The sequence below is a fragment of the Sphingobacterium sp. UDSM-2020 genome (assembly GCF_016132525.1).
Taxonomy (GTDB): Bacteria; Bacteroidota; Bacteroidia; order Sphingobacteriales; family Sphingobacteriaceae; genus Sphingobacterium; species Sphingobacterium anhuiense.
Genome location: NZ_CP066166.1, coordinates 173,814 through 197,901, shown reverse-complemented (window position 1 = coordinate 197,901; position 24,088 = coordinate 173,814). Strand labels below are relative to the sequence as shown.

At 39.5% G+C, this 24,088-nt stretch carries 14 protein-coding genes; 12 read left to right on the top strand and 2 right to left on the bottom strand.

Going from position 1 to position 24,088, the window contains the following annotated elements; all coding sequences use genetic code 11:
• Positions 1 to 47: 47 nt before the first annotated feature.
• Positions 48 to 1,187, top strand: coding sequence for an aldo/keto reductase (locus JAZ75_RS00865; protein ID WP_232789323.1), 1,140 nt, complete (start codon positions 48 to 50; stop codon positions 1,185 to 1,187).
• 260 nt (positions 1,188 to 1,447) lie between these two features.
• Complete coding sequence (locus JAZ75_RS00860) at positions 1,448 to 1,792, top strand: hypothetical protein (RefSeq protein ID WP_208699731.1); 345 nt, start codon at positions 1,448 to 1,450, stop codon at positions 1,790 to 1,792.
• A 63-nt stretch (positions 1,793 to 1,855) separates the two neighbouring features.
• Here the strand turns inward: JAZ75_RS00860 and JAZ75_RS00855 are convergent, their stop codons facing one another.
• Both JAZ75_RS00855 and JAZ75_RS00850 read right to left on the bottom strand, forming a co-directional pair.
• Positions 1,856 to 4,225, bottom strand: coding sequence for a glycoside hydrolase family 127 protein (locus tag JAZ75_RS00855; protein WP_208699729.1), 2,370 nt, complete (start codon positions 4,223 to 4,225; stop codon positions 1,856 to 1,858).
• A 106-nt stretch (positions 4,226 to 4,331) separates the two neighbouring features.
• Positions 4,332 to 5,036, bottom strand: coding sequence for an NUDIX hydrolase (locus JAZ75_RS00850; RefSeq protein WP_208699726.1), 705 nt, complete (start codon positions 5,034 to 5,036; stop codon positions 4,332 to 4,334).
• Between the two features lie 309 nt (positions 5,037 to 5,345).
• Here JAZ75_RS00850 and JAZ75_RS00845 point away from each other — a divergent pair, with 309 nt between their 5' ends.
• From JAZ75_RS00845 to JAZ75_RS00800, 10 genes are all read left to right on the top strand, one after another.
• Positions 5,346 to 7,019, top strand: coding sequence for a ribulokinase (locus JAZ75_RS00845; RefSeq protein ID WP_208699724.1), 1,674 nt, complete (start codon positions 5,346 to 5,348; stop codon positions 7,017 to 7,019).
• A gap of 71 nt (positions 7,020 to 7,090) precedes the next feature.
• Entirely contained in the window at positions 7,091 to 7,789 is a 699-nt protein-coding gene (locus JAZ75_RS00840; RefSeq protein WP_183912300.1) for an L-ribulose-5-phosphate 4-epimerase, read from the top strand.
• Positions 7,790 to 7,865: 76 nt separating this feature from the next.
• Entirely contained in the window at positions 7,866 to 9,368 is a 1,503-nt protein-coding gene (gene araA / locus JAZ75_RS00835; protein WP_208699722.1) for an L-arabinose isomerase, read from the top strand.
• Positions 9,369 to 9,428: 60 nt separating this feature from the next.
• Positions 9,429 to 11,129: a sodium:solute symporter family transporter gene (locus tag JAZ75_RS00830; protein WP_208699720.1), complete on the top strand. Its 1,701-nt coding sequence runs from the start codon at positions 9,429 to 9,431 to the stop codon at positions 11,127 to 11,129.
• A gap of 37 nt (positions 11,130 to 11,166) precedes the next feature.
• A complete protein-coding gene (locus JAZ75_RS00825) occupies positions 11,167 to 12,309 on the top strand; it encodes an aldose epimerase family protein (protein ID WP_208699718.1) in 1,143 nt (380 codons plus the stop codon).
• Between the two features lie 6 nt (positions 12,310 to 12,315).
• On the top strand, positions 12,316 to 14,277 hold the full coding sequence (locus JAZ75_RS00820) for an alpha-L-arabinofuranosidase C-terminal domain-containing protein (RefSeq protein ID WP_208699716.1): 1,962 nt from the start codon (positions 12,316 to 12,318) through the stop codon (positions 14,275 to 14,277).
• 711 nt (positions 14,278 to 14,988) lie between these two features.
• Entirely contained in the window at positions 14,989 to 17,568 is a 2,580-nt protein-coding gene (locus JAZ75_RS00815; RefSeq protein WP_208699715.1) for an alpha-L-arabinofuranosidase C-terminal domain-containing protein, read from the top strand.
• Between the two features lie 8 nt (positions 17,569 to 17,576).
• The gene (locus tag JAZ75_RS00810) at positions 17,577 to 18,653 is read left to right on the top strand and encodes a glycoside hydrolase family 43 protein (RefSeq protein ID WP_208699714.1); all 1,077 of its coding nucleotides are present in this window, start codon (positions 17,577 to 17,579) and stop codon (positions 18,651 to 18,653) included.
• Between the two features lie 435 nt (positions 18,654 to 19,088).
• A complete protein-coding gene (locus tag JAZ75_RS00805) occupies positions 19,089 to 22,214 on the top strand; it encodes a SusC/RagA family TonB-linked outer membrane protein (protein WP_208699713.1) in 3,126 nt (1,041 codons plus the stop codon).
• A gap of 12 nt (positions 22,215 to 22,226) precedes the next feature.
• Entirely contained in the window at positions 22,227 to 24,083 is a 1,857-nt protein-coding gene (locus JAZ75_RS00800; protein ID WP_208699712.1) for a RagB/SusD family nutrient uptake outer membrane protein, read from the top strand.
• Positions 24,084 to 24,088: the final 5 nt, after the last annotated feature.

The window sequence follows — 24,088 nt, the reverse complement described above, 5'->3', positions numbered from 1 at the left end:
ATCGACTTTTGGGATTTTTTAAATAGTAAAGAATAAACTTAAATGATATGGAACAGAATAATCGAAGAGACTTCTTAAAAAAGGGAGCGTTTATCGGAACAAGCTTACTGGCAACTTCTTCTTTAGGACTTGTAGGATGTAATCATTCATCCGAAAAAGAAAACAATAGTGCCAAAAGTAAATTGAATCTTCCATCAGAAAAAAGGGCTTTGGGCAAAGGGAAGCAACGTCTTGAAGTATCTGCTTTGGGATTAGGCTGCATGGGTATGAGTTATCATCGGAGTTTTATTCCCGATCGAAAGGAAATGATTGACCTATTGAGACGTTCTTCAGAATTGGGTTTGAATTTTTACGATACAGCAGAAGCTTATGGTCCCCTGTTTAATGAGGAACTGGTTGGGGAGGCATTGGCTCCGTTTCGTAAGGATATCATTATAGCCACTAAATTTGGTTTTAAAAATGGTAAACCGTCTGAAGGTCTCGATAGTCATCCAGATCGTATTAAAGCAGTTGTCGAGCATTCGTTGAAAAGCTTAAAAACAGATTACATCGATTTATTGTACCAACATCGTGTTGATCCCAATATCCCTATTGAAGAAGTCGCTGGTGCAGTGAAAGATCTCATAGCAACAGGTAAGGTGAGGCATTTTGGAATGAGTGAGGCGAATGTGGACAATATAAGAAAAGCCCATGCGGTGCAACCGCTAACAGCTTTGCAGAGTGAATACTCTTTATTTACACGTGAACCGGAAAAGGATGTGATTCCGCTATGTGAAGAATTGGGGATTGGTTTTGTACCTTATAGTCCGCTAAGTCGTGGGATGATAACGGGATACTTAAATGAGCGTTCAATATACGATCCTAATAATGATAACAGGCCTTCATTGCCACGGTATCAGCCTGAAAATGTAATTGCGAATTGGAAATTGATTGACACTCTTAAAGAATTTGGAGATCTCCGTGGATTAACCGTTGCACAGGTGGCACTGTCATGGCTCTTAGCACAGAAATCTTTTATAGTACCAATTCCAGGGACAACTAAATTAGCCCATTTGCAGGAGAATCTTTGGACTGCTGGTTATGCATTTTCCGATTCAGATTTGACTAGTTTGACGGCAAAGCTAAATGAGATTGAAATTGTCGGTGACCGCTTAACAGGTTTGTCTGCCGAGCAAGTAAAGAAGTAAGATGATTATCTTTATAATTGGAAGGCTCCCAGAAGAAATTCTTGGAGCTTTTTTATTTTTAAAAATTGGAGCATTTATATCCGATAAGGTAAAAACAAACTGTTATGATGATTGTTGGTGTTACCTAATGACATGAACTTTATATTGTAATAGGTCATGGTATCCAGATGTATGCGAGATGCTCAAGCTTATTTAATAACAATATTATTAATGTGCTGTATAAAAGTGTTGAAGGAATTGAATATCATAAAACACTTCATATGATGATGAATAAAATCGATGAAATGCGCTTATCTTACAGGCTGGAAGATGCGGAATCTATTTTTGGTTTTTTTGGAGATTTTGACGAAGAAGAGGAAATTCGGGAATATTGTTGGAAGGTTTTGCGTGGATTTCCAGACTTGAATAAAGAAGTTTGGATTATCGCTATGGAAGGTGGGGATTATATTTACAGTTTTGAAGGTAATTATGTATTTATTACGGACGATATATGGAATTTTAATCTAATTGCCGCTGATTCCATACTGAAATTGCTTATGGAAAAAATCATTGATTTGAAGGCGACGAAGTGCTGTAAAAATATGAACCCTGAGACTGGGTATTGAGTCTCAGGATATCCTGATCCAATGTAGATTGTTGCCAGTTATAGACATAATTGGCTCAAATTTTTATTGATTTTTGAGTATACGAATTTCGAGAATTTTGTGACTTCTATTTTGGTCTGCTCCTTTTATTTTTATGTTTAATTGTTTTTCTGCTTCTAGACTCTGTGTCAATGTAAAACGTGCTGTTTTGATTTCAGATGTTGCTGTTTCTGGCACTAACTTTCCAACGATAACATCGTTTACTATGATTTCTGTCGTTCTTGGACCTTCTTCCATTAGATATTTGATATAGATGTCTGCATTTTTGGCATCTTGCTTTTTTAAGATATAACTGAACCAACCGTCGGCTTCACGCCAACGGGTATCGTCAAATACACCTGCATGACTATTCAGCTGTTGAATAAAATGATCAGATTCCGGTTGTTGCTCCCCGCAGACAACTTTATCCATAGTTAGAGTGTTTAAACGGAGACTCTCTTGTTCATCACGTTGCATTTTTTCCTGTGTACCAGCAAGCTGTTGTTCCGTCGCTTGAGGCCAATAGATGATATAGCGGCTGTCGTGAATCTTGTAAAATGGTTCTAGCTCCATCGTTAGTTCTTCTTCTCCTAGTCGAAGTCCGGATAACGAAAAGTGTAAAGGTTTTGATGCGATGGGCTTCACTAAATTAGGGATCGCATTTGCTTCACTGCTCAGTATCGGTAAATCACGTAAAGGTATCTGCATCCCTTTTGCCACGTGCCCCATACGGCTGTCGTCGGCCAGTAAATCGGGTAATGGCTCAGTCGCAGTACGTGCCCCTAAGACAATTGGACCATAGAGTATGCTGTAATAGTTACTGTGATCAGGCAATTGTTCGGTATGGATACCGATCGGGAGCTCAATTTCGACGTGATCAGCTTTTTTCCATGTCCGCTTGATGGTGATAAAGTCCGTTTCTCTAGGACTGGTCTTTTGTACTTTTCCATTGATCCTGACCACTGGTTCTTTCTTTAACCACGCTGGTTTGCGGATATGCAACGTAAAGTTCGCTGCGTGGTTTTTCGGATGAATACGTAATGTGGTATTTGCTTGTTCAGGAAAATTATTTTCCTGAACAATTTCGACTCCTTGTTCTTGCCAGTTTAAACGAGAAGGAATAAAGAGGTTGACAAAAAGCTCAGTCTCGTTGTACGCATAGATCATCTCTCCATATTTGGCATGATTTTCCATTCCCGATCCAACGCAGCACCACATGCTGGTATGGGGCTGTGAATAGACCCGGTAATGACCAGGGCGAATTTGTGTAAAATAGACAAAGCCTCCATGTTCAGGATGTTGACTGGACAGGATATGGTTATATAAACTGCGTTCGTAATAATCCAGATATCGGCCTTGCGGATCGGTCTGATATAACATTTTTGTTAAACGGAGCATATTATAAGTATTACAGGTTTCAGGTCCTTCAATACTATGTACCATCTTTGAGAAATCATCTGTAGGATTAAAATGTTCACTAACACTATTACCGCCAAAGGAGATCGAACGTTGCGTCACAACACTTTCCCAGAAATAGCGAACAGCATCTTCCCATGTTTCATCCTGCGCAAGATCAGCGATTCTTTTAAATCCTAGTACTTTTGGGATTTGTGTGTTGGCATGTTGACCTGTCAGTTTATCTTGGTGTTTGATCAATGGATCTAATACATCCTGATGGCTAAACTGACGCGCAAGTGTTAGATAGGCAGGGTTTTGTGTGATGGCAGCAACATCGGCAAAGATTTCATTGAGACCCCCATGTTCACTGCGCAACATATCCTGAATCTCCTTCTCAGACAATTGTTGCACAAGAGCAATAGCCCAATCGGTCATTTTGATCAACATGTCCTTAGCTTGTGAATTGCCTGTAAGGAGGTAGACATCTCGTAAACCAGCATAGGTTTTATGAATATTATATAAAGGAACCCACTTACCATTCAACGTGAATCCGCCGGCTTGGATATTCCCCTTTTTGATTTCCTCCCAGATGGTTTTTCCACCGGGAACACCACCGATGTATCCATTACCATTGGCATCTTGACAGTTTTTCAAATTTGACAGCATATAATCCAATCTTTTTTTGATTTGTATGTTACCTGTTGAAGCATACATATGTGCTAGAGCGGAGAGGTAATGGCCACCTATATGACCATCTAATCCTGTGTTTTCCCAATTGGTATAGGATTCTTTTTTTTGAGGTAAACCTGCTTCGCGAAGAAACGGAGCGAGTAAACGATCTGCATCAAGTGTTAATAAATATGTTAAATCCAGATCCTCAGCATGTTTGAATTTACCCGGAAGTAAACGGACATCTTTCAGTTCAAAATAGCTTATTTGCGGTTTCGTTTGGGCAACTAATGTGCTCGTACAGATAACTGCGTAAGTTGCATAGAAAAGGATATGTTTTAGCTTCATAAAAGTTCAGGTTGACGAATGCTTTTTTGTAATAGATTGTTAAATGTTATTTATACATTTATTTAGCTGGGCAAAAAAAATGGCTCATGTATGTGAGCGCATTTGATTAACCATTTAAGGACCAACTCGGTAAGTAGCTTAAAAATGACATGATCTTTTCTTTATAAATATCTTTGTTTAAACGGAAGTAGAAGGCTCCTTTTTTTGAATTTTCTTTGTCTTTTTCCTTCAGTTTAATGATCAGTTCTGAAGACAGGAGCTTACGACTAAAATTGCGGGTATCCAGTTCGGTATCGTACACACCTTCATAAAGTGCAACAATTTGTGGAATGGTGAATTTTTCAGGTAAGAGCTCAAACAGAATAGGGTAAAGGGCAGCTTTCATGCGCAATTTTTGTTTGGCTTTCTCGATCATCTGCGGGTGGTCAAAAATCAATTGCGGTTGTTCTTTGAGCGGAAACCAACGCGCTTCAAACTCCTCACTGATAATATGCTGATATTGGTGGGTATCAATCAATGCGAAATGTGCAATGCTGACAACTCGGCCATATTTTTCACGATCAGGATCTCCAAAGATACCGCAATCTTCCATATATACATCTTCTAAACCTGTCAGTTTTTTTAAGATACGGGAAGCTGCCTGCTGTGGATTTTCATCAGGTTGAACAAATCCTCCCATTAAGCTCCATTTATTTCTTTCAGGCTCGAAACCGCGTTTTATCAGCAAAATTTCAAGTGATTCGCCATTAAAGCCAAAAATAATACAGTCCACAGCTAATAATAAGCTTGGTTCGTTCTTGTAAAAATCCATAATTGATTAATCTCGTTTTATAATTAATTAAAGATACAAAATGTATCGTATCTGTTATAATATCTAACATATTTAAGAAAAAAATATATTTTCGACCATTTTTATGCGATTACGTTATAAAAAAGGTCATATTTTATTTCTACCGCAATACAAATCAACGAAAAAAAAAATTAAAATTTCATTATTTAAAAAAATAAATGTTAATTTGACATTAATTACTAAAGACGCCGAATCGTATGATGGATTCGTGAATGTGTTTTAAAAAGTAATTGATTATAAATCAATATTATAAACCAAATCAATCAATAAATGAGTAAAGCTTATGTGATCGGCTTAGATTACGGGAGTGATTCCGTTCGATCGGTTTTAGTAGATGCGACAAATGGCGAAGAAGTATCTAGTGCTGTATTCTACTACCCAAGATGGAGCAACGGTAAATTTTGTGATCCGCTGACGAATCAGTTTCGTCAGCATCCGTTAGACTATATAGAGGGACTGGAATCAACGATACGAGAATGCCTTCAAAAGGCCGATAATGATGAGATTGTCAAAGCGGTAAAAGCAATTTCTGTCGATACAACTGGCTCTACTCCGGTAGCTGTTGATAAACAGGGAATACCACTCGCTTTATCCGATCGTTTTGCAGACAATCCCAACGCGATGTTTGTGCTTTGGAAAGACCATACGGCAGTTCAGGAAGCGAAGGAAATTAATGTGCATGCACAAAAATGCGATAAGGATTACTTAAAATATGTTGGTGGAATTTATTCGTCAGAATGGTTCTGGGCAAAATTGCTTCATATACTGCGTGATGATCAAGATGTTCGCGAGGCACTATATACATGGGTGGAGCACTGTGATTATATTCCGTTCTTATTGACAGGAGGAAAACGTGCTCAGGATATCAAACGTAGTGTTTGTGCAGCAGGGCATAAATCTTTATGGGCTGCTGATTTTGGTGGTCTTCCGCCGAATCATTTTTTTGCAGAACTGGATCCGTATTTAGATGGTATAGTTGATCATTTATTTACCGAAACGTATACTGCCGCCGAACCTGCTGGAACGCTCTCGGAAGAATGGGCAAACCGACTGGGACTTTCTACGGATGTAGTTGTTGGTGTTGGTGCTTTCGATTGTCATATGGGTGCTGTAGGTGGACAGATCGAACCGTATTATTTAAGTAAAGTGATGGGAACTTCTACCTGTGACATGTTGGTAGCTCCGCAAAATGAGGTGGGCAACACATTGGTAAAGGGTATCTGTGGACAGGTCAATGGTTCGATTATCCCGGGTATGATTGGTATGGAAGCTGGCCAGTCGGCCTTTGGTGATGCTTATGCCTGGTTTAGACAAGTACTATCATGGCCAGTTGCTAATTTAATAGCGCAATCAAATGATATTTCGGACACCGATAAATCGAAAATCGCGAACCTTATTGATACACAATTAATTCCGGACTTAAGTCGAAAGGCTGAAGCATTACCGGTCACAGAATCTTCTGAATTGGCAATAGATTGGTTTAATGGCCGTCGTACACCTGATGCTGATCAAACTTTAAAAGGCGCTTTATTGGGGCTTCATCTTGGTACAGATGCGGTACGTATCTTCCGATCAATTGTTGAAGCTACTTGTTTCGGAGCAAAAAGTATTGCAGATCGTTTTGTAGAACAAGGGATTCCAGTCAAGGGATTAATTGGTTTGGGTGGAGTAGCAAAAAAATCTCCATACATCATGCAGACCATGGCGGATGTAATGAATATGCCTATCCGTATTCATAAATCTGAACAGACTTGTGCTATAGGGGCGGCTATGTTTGCTGCTACTGCGGCTGGTATTTATGCTAAGGTTGAAGATGCCATGGAAGCGATGGGGCAGGGTTTTGAAAAAACTTACGAACCCCGTGCTGAGATGGTCGCCATCTATGCCAAACGATACCAACAGTATCTTAAGCTCGGTACATTTATCGAAGAAACTAAACACTAAGCGAAGTGTCGTAACGCCTTACTAATTGTAACCGTTATTCAGGATTTTTTAATTTTTTTTAATTTAAAATAATGATATATACATCTATAAAAGAAGAAGCTTATCAATGTAATATGCAGTTGCCTCAATTGGGACTGGTACTTTTTACTTTTGGCAATGTAAGTGTTGCGGATCGTGACAAGGCTGTATTTGCCATTAAACCCAGTGGAGTGCCTTATGATCAATTAACACCGGATCATATGGTTATTGTTGATTTTGAGGGTCGTGTGGTTGAAGGTAAGCTGAGGCCATCATCAGATACGAAAACACATGCTGTACTTTATAAGCATTGGGAAGGTGTGGGTGGTATTACACATACGCATTCAACTTATGCCACTGCTTGGGCACAGAGCCAGCGTGATATTCCCATTTTTGGAACGACTCACGCCGATCACTTAACTTCTGATATTCCCTGTGCAGCACCTATGGAAGATGATATGATAGCTGGTAATTATGAATACGAAACTGGATTTCAGATAATCAATCATTTTAATGAACATAAGCTCGATTATAAGGAAGTGGAGATGATTTTAGTTGGTAACCATGCACCTTTTACATGGGGGAAAACGGGAGATAAATCTGTATACAACAGCGCTGTTTTGGAAACAGTAGCAAAAATGGCTTTGCTTACGGAGCAGATCAATCCGAAGGCCCCACGTCTAAAGGATGCATTGATCAAAAAACATTATGAACGTAAGCATGGTGGTGCTGCGTATTATGGTCAAGAATAAAAATACCTAATAATCAAAAATAAACGAATAAAATTGAAAGGAGATTGGATCTAAAGCCAATCAAAAATTATTAACTATGAATATCGATTTAAATAAATTGGAAGTTTGGTTCGTTACTGGGAGCCAGGATTTATATGGTGAAGAAACCCTAAAACAAGTGGCGGTACATGCTGAAGAAGTGGCACAATACTTTTCGGCACATAGGGATATCCCTGTACAGGTAGTATACAAACCCATTGTAAAAAATAGTGAAGAAATATACAGTACTTTAACTGCTGCTAATACCGCCGCAAACTGTATAGGTGTGATTACATGGATGCATACTTTTTCACCTGCCAAAATGTGGATTAGAGGATTGCAGGCTTTACAGAAACCTTTACTTCACTTGCATACTCAGTATAACCGTGATATCCCTTGGAGTTCGATGGACATGGATTTTATGAATCTAAACCAAAGTGCACATGGTGATCGTGAGTTTGGTCATATTGTGACTCGTTTGAATATTGGTAGAAAAGTAGTTACTGGTCACTGGCAGGATGAGGAAGTAATAGGAAGAATTATGGTATGGGTACGTGCTGCTGCTGCTTGGCATGACTGGCAAGGAGCAAAATTTGTTCGTTTTGGTGACAATATGCGTTACGTCGCGGTTACTGATGGTGATAAAGTGTCTGCAGAAGGACAATTTGGATTTTCAGTGAATACTTATGCCGTTGGTGATCTTGTTGCGATCGTCGATGCAGTAACGGAATCTGAAATCAATACGCTATTAGCGGATTACGAGGCGACTTACGATTTAGCGCCAAATGTAGTGGAAGGTGGGGAGCAGCGTCAAAGTTTAGTGGAAGCTGCCCGTATTGAACTTGGGTTAAGGAAGTTTTTAGTATCGGGAAACTACAAAGGTTTTACTGATACTTTTGAAGATCTGCATGGGCTTGTACAGCTACCGGGATTAGCAGTACAGCGATTGATGGCAGAAGGATATGGATTTGCTGGTGAAGGTGATTGGAAAACACCAGCTTTAGTTCGTGCATGTAAAGTAATGGGGGCTGGTTTGCCGGGTACTACGGCTTTTATGGAAGATTATACGTATCATTTTGATCCTGCGAATGAAATGGTACTAGGTTCGCACATGCTTGAGGTGGATCCTGCTTTAGCAGCTGATAAGCCTCGAATAGAAGTACATCCGTTGGGAATTGGTGGCAAAGCCGATCCTGCACGTTTGGTATTTGATGGTTTAAGTGGTCCTGCTTTGAATGCTTCATTGATTGATTTAGGAACACGTTTTCGTTTGATCGTCAATAAAGTGGTGGGGGTCGATGTGAAAGAGGAGTTGCCTAAATTGCCAGTGGCACGGGTACTATGGAAGCCTCTTCCGGATATGAAAACTGCCTGTAGTGCTTGGATTTATGCTGGTGGGGCTCACCATACCGCTTATAGTTTAAGTTTGACGCCAGAATATTTGGAAGATTTTGCGCGGATTGCTGGATTGGAGTACGTCGTTATTGATGAAAACACGACGTTGACGCATCTGGAAAATCAATTGAAGTGGAATGAACTCTATTTTTTAATGAAGAAATAAACAGAAATTGTCCTTCTTTTTTTTAGCAGAGGGACTTCATCATAAGCAAGTCGCAAAACTATGGATAAATTTGCAACGGTAGATTACATCATCTTTGTCGTCTACTTCATTATTGTAGCCGGATATGGCTTCTGGATTTACAGCAGAAAAACAGCAGCTAATAATAGCAGTAAAGACTATTTCTTGGCAGAGGGTTCATTGACCTGGTGGGCTATTGGGGCATCATTGATTGCATCCAATATATCTGCCGAACAATTTATAGGCATGAGTGGTAACGGATTTGAGGTCGGTATTGCCGTTGCGGCTTACGAGCTTATTGCTGCTGTAGCATTAATCATTGTAGCCGTGTGGTTTATACCTGTTTATCTGAAGAATAAAATCTTTACGATGCCACAGTTCTTAAACAATCGATACAATGAAACAACCAGTCTGATTATGGCTGTTTTCTGGCTTTTCTTATATGTGTTTGTCAACCTAACTTCGATTTTATACCTCGGCGCAATCGCTATATCAAGTATGGCCGGTGGGGGCGATAGTTTTCACTTGATCATGGTGGCACTTGCTGTATTTGCTGTGATTATTACATTAGGAGGTATGCGTGTCATCGGTTTTACCGATGTCATCCAGGTAGTAGTCTTGATTATCGGCGGTATCGCTACTACTTATGTTGCATTAACATTGGTGAGTGAACACTTTGGTCTAGGCAAGGACGTATTGGCTGGTTTCAACAAGCTAATGGAAGATTCGCCTAAGCACTTTGAAATGATCGTGGATAAACCTGGAGTCGGCGCGACACAAGAGGAGATCAATAAATATTTGATGTTGCCTGGAATAGGCATGTACCTGGCAGGTATCTGGATTGTGAATTTGAATTACTGGGGGTGTAATCAATACATCACCCAACGTGCATTGGGGGCGGATCTAAAAACTGCGCGTATGGGTATTTTATTTGCAGGCCTATTAAAACTGTTAATGCCGCTAATCGTGATGTTGCCTGGTATAGCAGCTTATGTACTTTATAAAAATGGAGCATTGCAAGAAGAGATGGCTCCGGGCGGGGTATTTCATGCTGATAATGCCTATTCTGCCATTCTTGGACATCTGCCAAATGGCATGAAGGGGCTGGCTCTCGCGGCATTAACGGCTGCTATTGTTGCAGGTTTAGCAGGTAAAGCAAATAGTATCGCGACTATTTATACGTTGGATATCTACAAAAAATACATCAATGCGGGCGCTTCGGAATCGAAAATGGTGTGGGTAGGTAAAATCACGATCGTCATTTCTATCCTTGTGGCTGTCCTATTTACCTGGAATGATACATTAGGAATTGGTGGTGCTGGAGGATTCACTTTCATCCAAAAATACACGGGCTTTATTAGTCCTGGTGTATTTGCAATGTTCTTATTGGGAATGTTCTGGAAACGTACCACAGGTCCTGCTGCAATCACGGGATTGATTTCGGGATTTGGTTTATCGATCTTTTTCAATGAGTTTGCAACAAAGGTATTTGGTCCTGAAACTTGGCTGTACACAGCCTACATCAATAAAAGCGGCAACTACGAAATTCCATTTCAGATTTGTATGGGACTAGCTTTTGCTTTTACCTTAGCCTTGATGGTCGGTGTCAGCTTATTTGGACCAAAAGAGAATCCAAAAGCATTTGTACTGGACAAAAAGATGTTCAAAGTGGAGCCATCGATTTTGGTATTGATCGTGGTAACACTCTTATTAGTAACAGCCATATACGTACGTTTTTGGTAGACGTTAAATTGTTTAATTAGTTGTAAATCATAATAATATGAGTATAAAAATTATAAATGGTATTTTATTGACTACGGTATTGGCCTACGGTTGTCAACAGAATTCGAGTAAACAACATACGACTGACATGCGCGACTCCTTGGACTTGTCTTTTGATACGGTTATTGATAGTAAGGATGTTAAATTGTATACATTAATGAATGGAAAGCTTAAAGCTGCACTTACTAATTATGGTGCACGATTAGTGAATTTACAGGTGCCGAATAAGGCGGGAAACTTGACTGATGTGATCCTTGGTTATGACAGTGCTGCGGCGTATAAATCTAATGCGAGTAATTTTTATGGGGCTATCGTAGGTCGTTATGGAAATAGAATCGGGGATGCTACTTTCACTTTGCAGGGGTCCAAATATGAACTAGAGAAGAATGATGGTAAAAACTCCCTGCATGGCGGTACACATGGTGTGTACAATCAGGTATGGGATGTCGCGAATAGTTCGGATACATCCATCACATTCACTTATATTTCTCCTGATGGAGAGGCTGGTTATCCTGGAGAAGTGAAAATGCAGGTAACTTATACGTTAAGTCATACAGGCGGACTGGTAATGGATTATCACGCGACTACGGATAAAGAAACCGTATTAAACCTAACGAACCATGCTTATTTCAATTTAAGTGGTGCAGGATCTGCAACGATACTGGATCACGAACTGCAAATCGATGCCGAGGCAATTACAGAAGTTGATGACACTTTGATACCAACAGGAAAAAGTATTCAAGTGGGGGGAACACCATTTGATTTTCGTCAAGCATTTGTCATCGGTGATCGCATTGAAACAGAGGATGCCCAATTAAAAATTGGAAAGGGTTATGATCATAACTTTGAATTGTCTAAAGCGTCTGGTTTTAGAAAGGTTGCATCTGTTTATGCACCGAAAACGGGAATAGAAATGCAAGTATTGACCACTGAACCGGGTTTACAGTTTTATAGTGGCAATTTCATGAAGGACACTGATCCAAAAGGTAAAAGTGGTTTGGCATATCCCTTCCGCTCTGCTTTTTGTTTAGAAACACAGCATTATCCGGATGCACCTAACCATCCAGCATTTGCTTCTACCGTGTTGAAACCAGAACAGACTTATAGCACGAAATCTGAATATAGATTTACCATAAGATAATATAGGATGAAAAAAATTGAGCTATTATTAGCAGCTATGATGGTTGGATCTACGTCATTATTTGCACAAACTCCTCTAAGTTTTAAAGTAGACCTTGACCAATCTGCAGGAAAGATGTCACAAGGCATGTGGGGTGTATTTTTTGAAGATATTAATATGGGTGCCGATGGTGGAATATATGCTGAACTGGTTAAAAACCGATCTTTTGAGTTTAACGAACCTTGGATGGGATGGAAAAAACTGACTAAAGAACCAGAAGGCACTTTTCTGATTATAAACAATAGTAAACGAAAAGGAAATCCACGCTCATTGAAGATTCGTAATCCAAAGGGTCTCCAGCTTGGTGTGCAAAATGAAGGGTTCCGTGGTATGGGAATTAAGAAAGGGGAGCAGTATGAATTTTCACTGCTTTTTAAAGAAGCTTCTGGAGGAATGCGCATTCGTGTCGAATTGTTGAATGAAGAGGATAAAGTGATTGGATCAAGTGAGTTAATGTTGTCTAGTGGAAGTGATTGGCAAACTGGGGCAACAAAGTTTACGGCTTCAGAGACTGTTGCTAAAGGTAAGTTGAATGTCTGGATCGAAGGAGCGGGCGATGCGGAAGTGGATATGATTTCTCTTTTCCCAACGGACACCTGGAAAAATAGACCTAAAGGTTTACGTAAGGATATGGTGCAGCTATTGGCAGATATGAAACCTGGATTTATCCGTTTTCCAGGAGGTTGTATTGTGGAAGGGAGGGATCTAGCGAGTCGGTTCCAATGGAAAAAAACAGTAGGACCAATCGAGGAACGTGAATTGATCATTAACCGTTGGAATACTGAATTTAAGCACAGACCGGCACCCGATTATTTTCAAACTTTTGGATTGGGATTTTATGAATATTTCTTAATGGCTGAAGATATTGGCGCTAAGGCAGTTCCCATCTTAAACTGTGGGATGGCTTGCCAATTCAATACGGCAGAACTTGTTCCGATGGATGAGTTGGATACGTATATTCAGGATGCTTTGGATCTGATTGAATTTGCCAATGGTGCTGTGACGACTACCTGGGGTAAACTTCGTGCAGATATGGGGCATCCGGCTCCTTTCCATCTGGAAATGTTAGGTGTAGGTAATGAAAATTGGGGACCTCAGTATGTAGAGCGTTTAGCGGCATTTAAAAAGATTTTAAATGAAAAGCATCCTGAAATCGCCATTATAGCAAGTTCAGGAACAGATCCCGATGGCGAGCGTTTTACTTATTTGGATGAACAATTACGGGAGATGAAAATTGATATTATTGATGAACATTATTATAGACCGCCATCATGGTTTTTGTCAAGCGTATCTCGTTATGATGATTACGACCGTAACGGTCCTAAAGTGTTTGCCGGTGAATATGCTTCACACACTACGCGACCAAATGGTCCTGGTCGGAGTACTTGGGAAGCAGCACTATCAGAGGCAGCATTCCTAACTGGACTCGAACGAAATGCCGATGTCGTACACATGGCATCGTATGCACCATTATTTGGACATGTGGATGGTTGGCAATGGACTCCAGATTTGATCTGGGTGGATAATTTGAATGCATATGGAACACCAAGTTATCAGGTGCAGAAATTGTATTCCACGAATACTGGAACGGATATCGTACCCATTAAATGGAATGGAGCTGCTGTAGCAGGTAAAGATAGTTTATTCGCATCGTCTGTTTACAATAGTATCACGAAGGAATTGATCATCAAATTTGTGAATTATAATAGTAAACCGGTACAGGTTAACTTTGATATCAACTCGAAGAAAAAACTTAAACAAGTTGCTGTGAAAACGACATTGGCAAATGGGGACTTGAGTATATCAACAAGTTTTGAAGAACCATTGAAAATACAGCCCAAAGTGGAACAAGTTAATTATAATGGAAAAAAGATAGCAGATACGTTTGCACCTTATTCCTTAACGGTCATCAAGCTGGCTGTTCAATAATATGAATTTTACAATGATACGATCATGGGGCGCAGTGCAGTGCAAAATCACCATGAACTAAACGAAGCTTTGTTTTTGACAACGCTGTTAAATCATAAAAGCTGACCTCTTCACCTGGGTGTCAGTTTATCGATAAGCTCGTGATCGCATCAATGTCTTGACCCCAATATTTTTTGTCTGCGGAGATGTGTGATGAACATGATGCAGATAGTCAGGAGGGGGATATGATCTGAAGTTCTACTTGGTGCCATTTGGAAAATTGAGTACATCACTAAGGTCTTTAAAGCCATGCGAAACAGTCCATCTTGGTTTTGTTGGTACTGTAGGCAGACATCATTTGAAATCGATGCGATCTAGAAAAGGTATTACATCAAAATAGCCTTTAAACCGAAAGGTGAAGCGGGCATATGGTTGTGTTGGCGCTTTTAGGTTGATGTAAGTTATCTACTTCGGATTATTTCAAGGTATTTACGGTGTAAATATGGGCTTAAAGGCGGAGGTGAAGCAGTCAGTCTTGATAGGGTGCAGACTGTTAAACTAATGTAACTTTAATTTCTATTTGGCACCATCTAGGACTCTTCATTTTATGATAAAAATAAAAGGTGTACACCTCCATTGTTTATATTCATGACTCAATTATTGATTGATAAAAGATATCATAATTGAGTTGTGTTATTGCAAATAAATAACTCATATTAATTTTTTATTTTGATGAAAAAACAGCTTATTTACATATGCTTATTGCTTTTCTTTCTTATACAACATTCAATATTGTATGCCAATGAACCGGATTCGGCATATATTTTTGCCTATAGCTCAGGAAAGAATGATAACCATAATGGTTTGCATTTTGCATGGAGCCTAGACAATAAGAAATGGAATACCATTGGCCCTGAAGCAAGTTTCTTACGCTCCGATTATGGTCGATGGGGATCGGAAAAAAAGATGATTGATCCTTTCTTGTTTTTATCTCCAACGGGAACCTGGCATTGTGTCTGGAGTTTGAATAAAGAAGATGGTGCCTTTGCACACAGTGCCTCGCGCGATTTGATTCAATGGGAAAGTCAGTCTTATCCTTTGGTATTTGCTGGAGGAAATTGTCTCAGTCCTGTAATTGATTACAACAAAACGACAGGTATTTACCAAGTCGTCTGGAAAACGGATCGTAATGTTGAAGGATTCTATGCTGTAGAAACAAAGGATTTTAAAATATTTTCACCAACTAAGAAAGTAACGGTTACGGAAAACAGCAAAGTTGAGGTACGTCTAGTGGATGGAATCCATAAGGGGACAATTCATAAAGTTGCGTGGCAAACACTTGAAAATTTGCTCAAAAAACAGCAATTGGATACTTACAAAGGGAAGTTGAACAGTGAACGTATGGCCGATGATGGGTATCGCTTTGCTAAATTGCCGGCTCTGAAAGGAAAACTAACATTAGATGAACATAATGCTGAACGTAAGATTAGTGATTTGCTTATTGGAGCATTTTTTGAAGATATCAATTATGCCGCTGATGGCGGATTATATGCAGAATTGATCCAGAATAGGGGATTTGAATACTCTTCTATGGACCGAAAAGAATGGAACAGTATGACTGCCTGGAGTACGACGAATAGTGAAACGATTCTTTCGATTGATACGTTATCTCCGATACACAAAAATAACCGCCACTATGTGAGCATGCATGCTAAAAATGGAGGAGGAATTGTTAATGAAGGATTTGGTGGTATTTCTATACAGAAAGGTGAACATTATAAGTTTTCGATATATGCTCGAACAAAATCTGGGCAATTTGGGCAATTGATCATTCGGTTAGTAGATGTGAAGGGGAATACTATTGGTGAAACGAAAACAAAAAAAATATCTAAAAAATGGGAACAGTACAAATTGGAAATGATCGGCAACGCAACCGTTTCAGATGCTCGATTGGTGATTGCTTACTCAAACGATGGTGTAATCGATATGGACATGGTCTCGTTATTTCCTAAAAATACTTTCCGGAATAGAGATAACGGACTTAGAGCAGATCTTGCTACGACTATTGCAGATATGAAGCCTCGTTTTGTCCGTTTTCCAGGTGGTTGTGTAGCTCATGGTGATGGAATAGATAATATCTATCACTGGAAAAATACGATCGGTCCATTGGAACAACGAAAGCCACAACGCAATCTTTGGGGGTATCATCAGTCATTTGGCTTAGGATATTTTGAATATTTTCAATTTTGTGAAGATTTAGGTGCAGCACCAGTGCCTGTTGTTGCGGCAGGTGTACCATGCCAAAATTCAGGACATCACGGTCACGAACTTGGCGGGCAGCAGTGTGGCATTCCAATGGAAGATATGGACGATTATATTCAAGATATTTTGGATTTAATAGAATATGCTAATGGAGATAGTAAAACTTTTTGGGGTAAGAAACGTGCTGAAGCGGGACATGTTGCTCCTTTTAACTTGAAATATATAGGTATTGGTAATGAAGATTTGATTACTGATATATTCAAAGAACGCTTTACTATGATCTATCAAGCAGTAAAAGAGAAATATCCTGATGTTGAGGTTATTGGAACAGCAGGTCCTTTTTATGAAGGATCGGATTATTTGGAAGGATGGGATTTAGCAACAAAATTGGAGGTTCCTTTAATTGATGAGCATTACTACAACCCTCCAGGATGGTTCATCCATAATCAAGACTTTTACGATCGTTATGATCGTAAGAAGGCCAAAGTATATCTTGGAGAGTATGCCGCGCATCTTCCTGATCGAGCCAGTACAATTGAAACAGCATTGGCAGAGGCACTGCATTTGTGTAATGTAGAGCGGAATGCCGACGTCGTTACGATGACTTCTTATGCACCACTATTGGCAAAAGAAGGTAATACGCAGTGGTCTCCAGATCTGATTTATTTTGATAATACAACCGTAAAGCCTACCGTGGGCTATTATATACAACAGGCATTTGGACAACATGCTGGCGATACCTATCTTTTTAGTGATTTACAGTTGTCTAATCATGATGAAACGGTTCGCAAACGAGTTGGAAAATCAATCGTACGCGACGCTAAATCGGGTGACATCATCGTGAAACTGGTGAATTTGTTGCCTGTTGAAATTGATCTTGAACTTGATCTTTCGGCAATTGGTATTACACAGCAACAAGTACGTGGTACTGTCATATCAGGTGCACCGACAGATCGGACAGCTAAACCCATGCCAACTACGCTTCAATTAGAGCATTGCCAGTTGCCACCTTATTCGTTCACCGTTTTTCGCATACCTACTCAAAAATAAGTCGTAACATGAAAAAGATACAAATTATAATCCGATGCCCATTGATATTGATGGCGTTATTGATTGAAATCACAGCATTCGGACAACAAAGTATAGCTTCAAAACCTGAAGCAGTAGCTTATCTATTTGCTTATTTTTCTGACAATAGTCCAGAAGGCGAACAGGTTCGTTATGCGATAAGCAAAGATGGTTTAAATTATCAGCCCTTAAATGAGGGAAAACCGGTTATTGCATCTGATAGCATTGCTTTAAAAAAAGGTGTTCGCGATCCCCATATTATGCGTTCTGAAGATGGAAAAACGTTCTATATGGTGCTGACAGATATGCGTTCAAGTGAGGGCTGGCAAAGCAATGATGGTATTATCTTGATGAAAAGTACCGATCTAATCCATTGGGAACATCAAGCGATTGATTTCCCAACGCGGTTTCCTGATCTGGAAGGATTTGATCAGGATAATTTACATGCGGTCTGGGCGCCGCAAACCATTTGGGACAATGACAAGCAACAATACATGATCTATTATTCTATCGGTAGACACGACTGGGAGTATGCGGTAGGAGATAAAAAACAGCCTTATTTTAAAATCTACTACTCGTATGCGAATGCAGATTTTACAGATCTCGGTACACCTGAACTGCTATTTGATTTTGGAACGGCAGCTATTGATGGTGATATTGTGTCTGATAAAAAAAAGAAGGAATATGTCTTATTTTTTAAGGATGAAGGTTTATCTACGATCAATAATGGTTTACAGACGAGGAGTGGAGTGATACGGGCACTAAGTAAAAATTTAACAGGACCCTATCGCGCCGAATATCGTCATCTCAATCCGGATCAGCATAAACCAGTTGAAGGTTCCAGTGTGTTCAAGCTGATTGATTCGGATGAGTATATATTAATGTATGACTGTTATACGGAGGGTTATTATCAGTTTTGCAAAAGTTCAGATTTATCGCATTTTACTTTTGTTCAAAATACACCATTGCTCGGTAAGTTTACTCCCAGACATGGTTCGGTCATGCCAATAACCAGTGGAGAGCTGCAAAAACTGACTGATAAATTTGGAATTCCTTCTGGATTTTAAAGGGTATAACTTAATCGTATTGTTAAAAATACAAAAAAAATGAATACGATTTTTTTGGATATGAGTTTATTTTACAGGTTTTTAAGTATTTGATTTGTTGTTTTTTTTTGTGTGGATAATGCCCTTATTGAATATAAAAAAATAAATGTTTGTTTTACATTTATTTTTTTATATTTGTTTTACAATTATAACCAATATAGTTTTTTTACCTTCAATTAGCGACTATGGATTCCTAATACTATGCTTGAATTTTTTATCAAGGATAAAAAAAATTGTCACATTTTTTTAAGTGTATTTTTAACATTTAATAATAATGGTTTTTATATTTAATTTTTTTATAAGTTCAGATACTTATGTTATCTGATTTTGCTCGCGACCCTTTTGACCTGAACGGAATTTAAAAAATTGAAACCATTTATCAAAAACGACTAAATTATGAAAAACAAAAAAATTCTTTTTTTATATGTTTTTATGTGGTTTATACCCTTATTGACATATGCACAAACTAAAATTACGGGGCAGGTAATAAATAAGGACAAAGAGCCGATCGTTGGTGCTAGCGTGCTTGTTGATGGAATGCCAAATTTAATAACAAGTACAGATCATGATGGTCGTTTCCAATTAAATGATGGAAAAGGTTTCCTACTGATTACCTATGTTGGATACAAAACACAGCGTGTTGCAATCGGTAATGAAACCAAATTTTCTATTACTATGGAAACGAGTGATCAATCTCTGGAAGAGGTAGTGGTGGTAGGTTATGGAACCCAGTCCAAACGTAATATTACAGGAGCCGTGAGTAATATTAAATCGGAGGATATTGTTCGTTCTTCTTCAACAACTGCTGCCGGCGCATTAGCTGGTAAGGTGCAGGGTATTTCTGTACGTGGTAAGGATGCTCGTCCAGGAAGAGGCGCAGCTCTTGAGATTCGTAATATGGGTAATCCACTTTATGTCATCGATGGAGTAGCTTATGGTGGTCAAACAGGTACGGACTGGGTAGGAACTCAAAATGGTTCTGGTGCGGATATCTTTAATGCCCTGAATCTAGAGGATATTGAAAGTATATCCATTTTGAAGGATGCCGCCGCCGCTGTATATGGATTCAGAGCATCTGGTGGCGTGGTTTTAATCACCACTAAAAAAGGAAATAAAGGTGAAAAGGCAAAAATTAATATCAATGGATATCAGGGATGGCAGAATTTAACACGTTTTCCTGATCTGGCAAATGCTGCACAATATACACGAGGGTTAGTGGAAGCTGCCCAAAATGAGGGAAAAGATCCGAATGCGGTCTACACCCCCGATGAGCTTGCAAAGTGGCAAATGGGGACAGATCCTGGTTATAAAAGTTATGATTATTACGATATGATTATTCGCAAGAATATTCCGCAACGTAATATCAGTGCAAACGTGACAGGAGGCACTGATAAGTCTAATTATTTTCTTTCGATAGGGCATCTTACTCAAGATGCCATGATTAAAGATTTTAATTATAAAAGAACCAATCTACAGGCCAATATGGAAGCTCGAGTTTTGGAAGGTTTAACAGTAGGTACCCAAATTTCAGGAAGACATGAAGGAACACAAGATGTTGGTTTGCCTGGGGGAGATGGCTACTTTTCCTCGATTTTGGCCATGTTTAAAAACAGACCTACGGTGTCACCATATGTGAATGATAATCCAGATTACCCAACACACACCAATGATTTTGCATATAATCCCGCTGTTTTTGACCGTGATATTGCAGGTTACAAAGACAATCGATACTTAGCTGGAAATGTAAATTTATTTGCTTCTTATAAAACCAAGTTCGGTCTATCAGCTAAAGGAACTGTTTCTTATAATTATACGAATAATAAGTTCGATGGATTTCAATATACCTATGATGTATACCGTTTTGAAGATAATGAATATAAAGCTACCGGAGGAAGTCGTTCAGGATGGCGCTATGATACCAATAGGGATATTGTTTCTCGTTTTGCGCAGTTCTTAGTGGATTATAATAAGCAGATCGGTGATCATTCTTTCGCCGCTACACTCGGGTACGAACGTTCCGATTGGGAGAGAACGATGAAGACGCTTGGCGCAAATCCGTCTAATAATTATATCCCTTTGTTGCGTCTTTCTGAATTAAATGAGCTTGGGGATAACTGGGATTATCAAGCTCGTGCTGGGTATATCGGTCGGTTGAATTATAATTATAAAGGAAAATATTTACTTGAATTATTAGGCCGATACGATGGTTCGTATTTGTATTATAAAGATCGCCGCTGGGGATTTTTTCCTGGCGCTTCCCTAGGATGGCGGATTTCCGATGAAAACTTCTTTAAACCATTAAAAAGTGTTGTTAATGACTTTAAAATCCGCGCTTCTATTGGACAGACCGGTCTGGAAGAAGGCGTAGGTATGCACGGGTACCTAGCTGGTTATAATTGGGCTTCAGGCGATGCAGTACTGGACGGGGATTACGTACCCGGTTTACAGCCTCGCGGTTTGCCGGTCAGGAAACTTTCTTGGGTGAAAAACACCAATTATAACATTGGCGTAGATGTGGGCATGTTGGACAATAAATTGACAATGACGGCCGACGCCTTTAAGATAATCCGAACCGGATTTCCAGGAAAGAAATACGATGTTCTACTTCCTGTAGAAATTGGCTATGATCTTCCTAATGAAAATCTGGGTAAAAATGGATATTACGGTGCTGAAGGTATCATTACATATACGGATAAGATCGGGGAATTGAACTATGTGGTGAGTGCTAATCTGACTTATTCACGCTTTAAGAATCTAGAGTCTTATAAACCAAGGTTCAGTAATTCGTGGAATGAATACCGGAGTTCGGCCGAAGACCGTTGGGGTGGTGTATGGTGGGGTTATCAAGTTGTTGGTCGTTTTCAGTCAGAAGAGGAAATTAATAACCATCCGATCAATAATGATGGCGCCAATAATCGTACGCAACTGCCTGGAGATTTTATCTATAAAGACGTCAATGGTGATGGTGTGATCAATGGTATGGACGAACGTCCTATTGGTTATCCAACAGGTTGGGCTCCAATTATGTCATTTGGTGGAAGAGTAGGATTGAACTGGAAAGGCATCGATATGAATGTTGATTTTTCTGGGGGGGCGGTACAGTCTTGGTTTCAGGATTATGAACTGCGTAATGCCTTTCACGGAGGTGGTAATTCTCCTGCATATCTACTGGAAGATCGCTGGCACCGAGCCGATCCTTATGATCCAAAAAGCGAATGGATTGCAGGTTACTATCCGGCACTTCGAAATGGAAACTCTGGTCCCAATAGTAGAAATAGTGACTTTTGGTTAACCAATGTTCGTTATTTAAGAATCAGAAATCTAGAGCTTGGTTACAACTTTTCTACTGGTTTAGTAAAAAAAATCAAAGCAGAGAAAATCCGTATCTACGCCAATGGGTCTAATCTGTTTTCTTTTGATAATGTGAAAAGATTTCAGATCGATCCAGAGATCGAAGCAGCAGCGGCCGTAGTATATCCGCAACAGCGTGTATTTATGGTTGGGTTTAATGTTACATTTTAAAGAAAATCAAGAATGAAAAAGCTATATACATGTTTGGCTCTGTTTGTATGCCTTGGAATTGGAGGCTGTAAACACGACGATTGGTTTGATCGGGATTCCAAAAGTATGATCACGGATGATCAGCTTTGGAACGATCCAAAATTATTGACTTCACTATTGGCAAATTATTATAACCGATTACCAACTCTTCATGGTGTTTTTAACACTGGTGGTATGAGTGAGCTGGATGATGCGATGTGGTCCGGGCACCGTGATCAGAATTGGCGTAATGATTTTCAATTTGGTGATGACTACGGCCGTTATTGGGATTATGGATTAATTCGTGATATCAACCTTTCATTAGAAAACGTAGAAACATTAAGCATCAAATTAACGGAAGTAACAAAGAAGCAATATTTGGCGGAGCTTCGATTTATTCGGGCACTGGTTTATTTTGAAATGGTAAAACGTATGGGAGGAGTTCCTTTGGTGACGACGCAACTCATCTATGATTTTAGTGGTGATCCAACGCCGCTTCAAGTGCCACGGGCTAAAGAACATGAGGTTTACGATTTTATATACCAGGAAATGGAAGCAATAAAAGAGGATCTCGCAGGTAATAGTACGAGTAAGACAAGGGCTAATAAATATACTGTTCTTGCTTTGGAAAGTAGAGCAATGTTGTATGCGGCATCCTTAGCTAAATACAATGGTTTGATGACAGAACCTATTGTTACGGCGGGTGGTGAAGTAGGAATCCCTGCGGCTATGGCCAATGATTATTATCGTAAATCATTAGCTGCTTCAAAAGAGTTGATGAGCGGTCCTTATCGTCTGTTTAATGAAAATCCAGATAAGGGCGCTAATTTCTATGAAATGTTGAATAAAAAAACAGGATCTGAAGTGATTTTTGCAAAGGATTTTGCAGTTGGTCTTAAAACTCATCGCTTTACCTATGATAATATTGTCAAGAGCCTGACAGAAGATAACGAATCCTCATCTACGATTTCTCCTTCACTCAGCTTAGTCGAGAGTTTCGACTACATTGATGGACGAAAAGGTACGCTTCAAGATCGTGATGCGAATGGAAATTACATCACTTATACTGGTATTGATGATATTTTTAAGAATAAGGATGCTCGTCTATATGGTACTGTGGTTTATCCAGGAAGTTCTTTCCGAAATAGTGGTGTGAGTATACAGGCAGGTGTTGCTACATGGCAAAACGGAACGTACCAGCTTTCAACAGCTCCAGAATTGGGACAACAATTAGGAAATCAACTTGGGCAAGTAAATGCAGGTGGGTTGTGGACTGGTTTTGATGGGCCAAAGGATGATGCACAGGATGTGAGTAATACGGGATTTTACATACGTAAATTTGTGAGTGATGCTCCTGCTGCTAGTGCCAGAGGGACATCTGCTGCTAATTGGTGGCCCTGGTTCCGTCTTGGCGAAATCTACCTCAATGCGGCTGAAGCAACATTTGAACTTGGACAAATCGGTGATGCGACTCAATACATCAACACTTTACGTGAACGTGCTGGGTTTCCAGCCAATAGTATCAGCACATTAACCATGAACATCATTCGTAATGAACGTAGGGTAGAACTCGCTTTTGAAGATCACCGCTTTTTTGACTTGAAACGATGGCGTTTAGCGCATACAGTATGGAATGGGGCTGAAAATGACAGCAATGCTGTGGTGCGCGGTCTGTATGGTTATCGTGTGGTACGTCCAGGACATGTGGACCATGGTAAATTTATCTATGCACGCATGAAACCTAGTCGTTTCCGCAAAGCTCGTTTTTTCCGTTTAGCAAATTATTATTCTTCTATTGAGCAAAGGGTACTGGACAATAATCCAAAGATTGTTAGAAATCCACTGCAATAATCTAA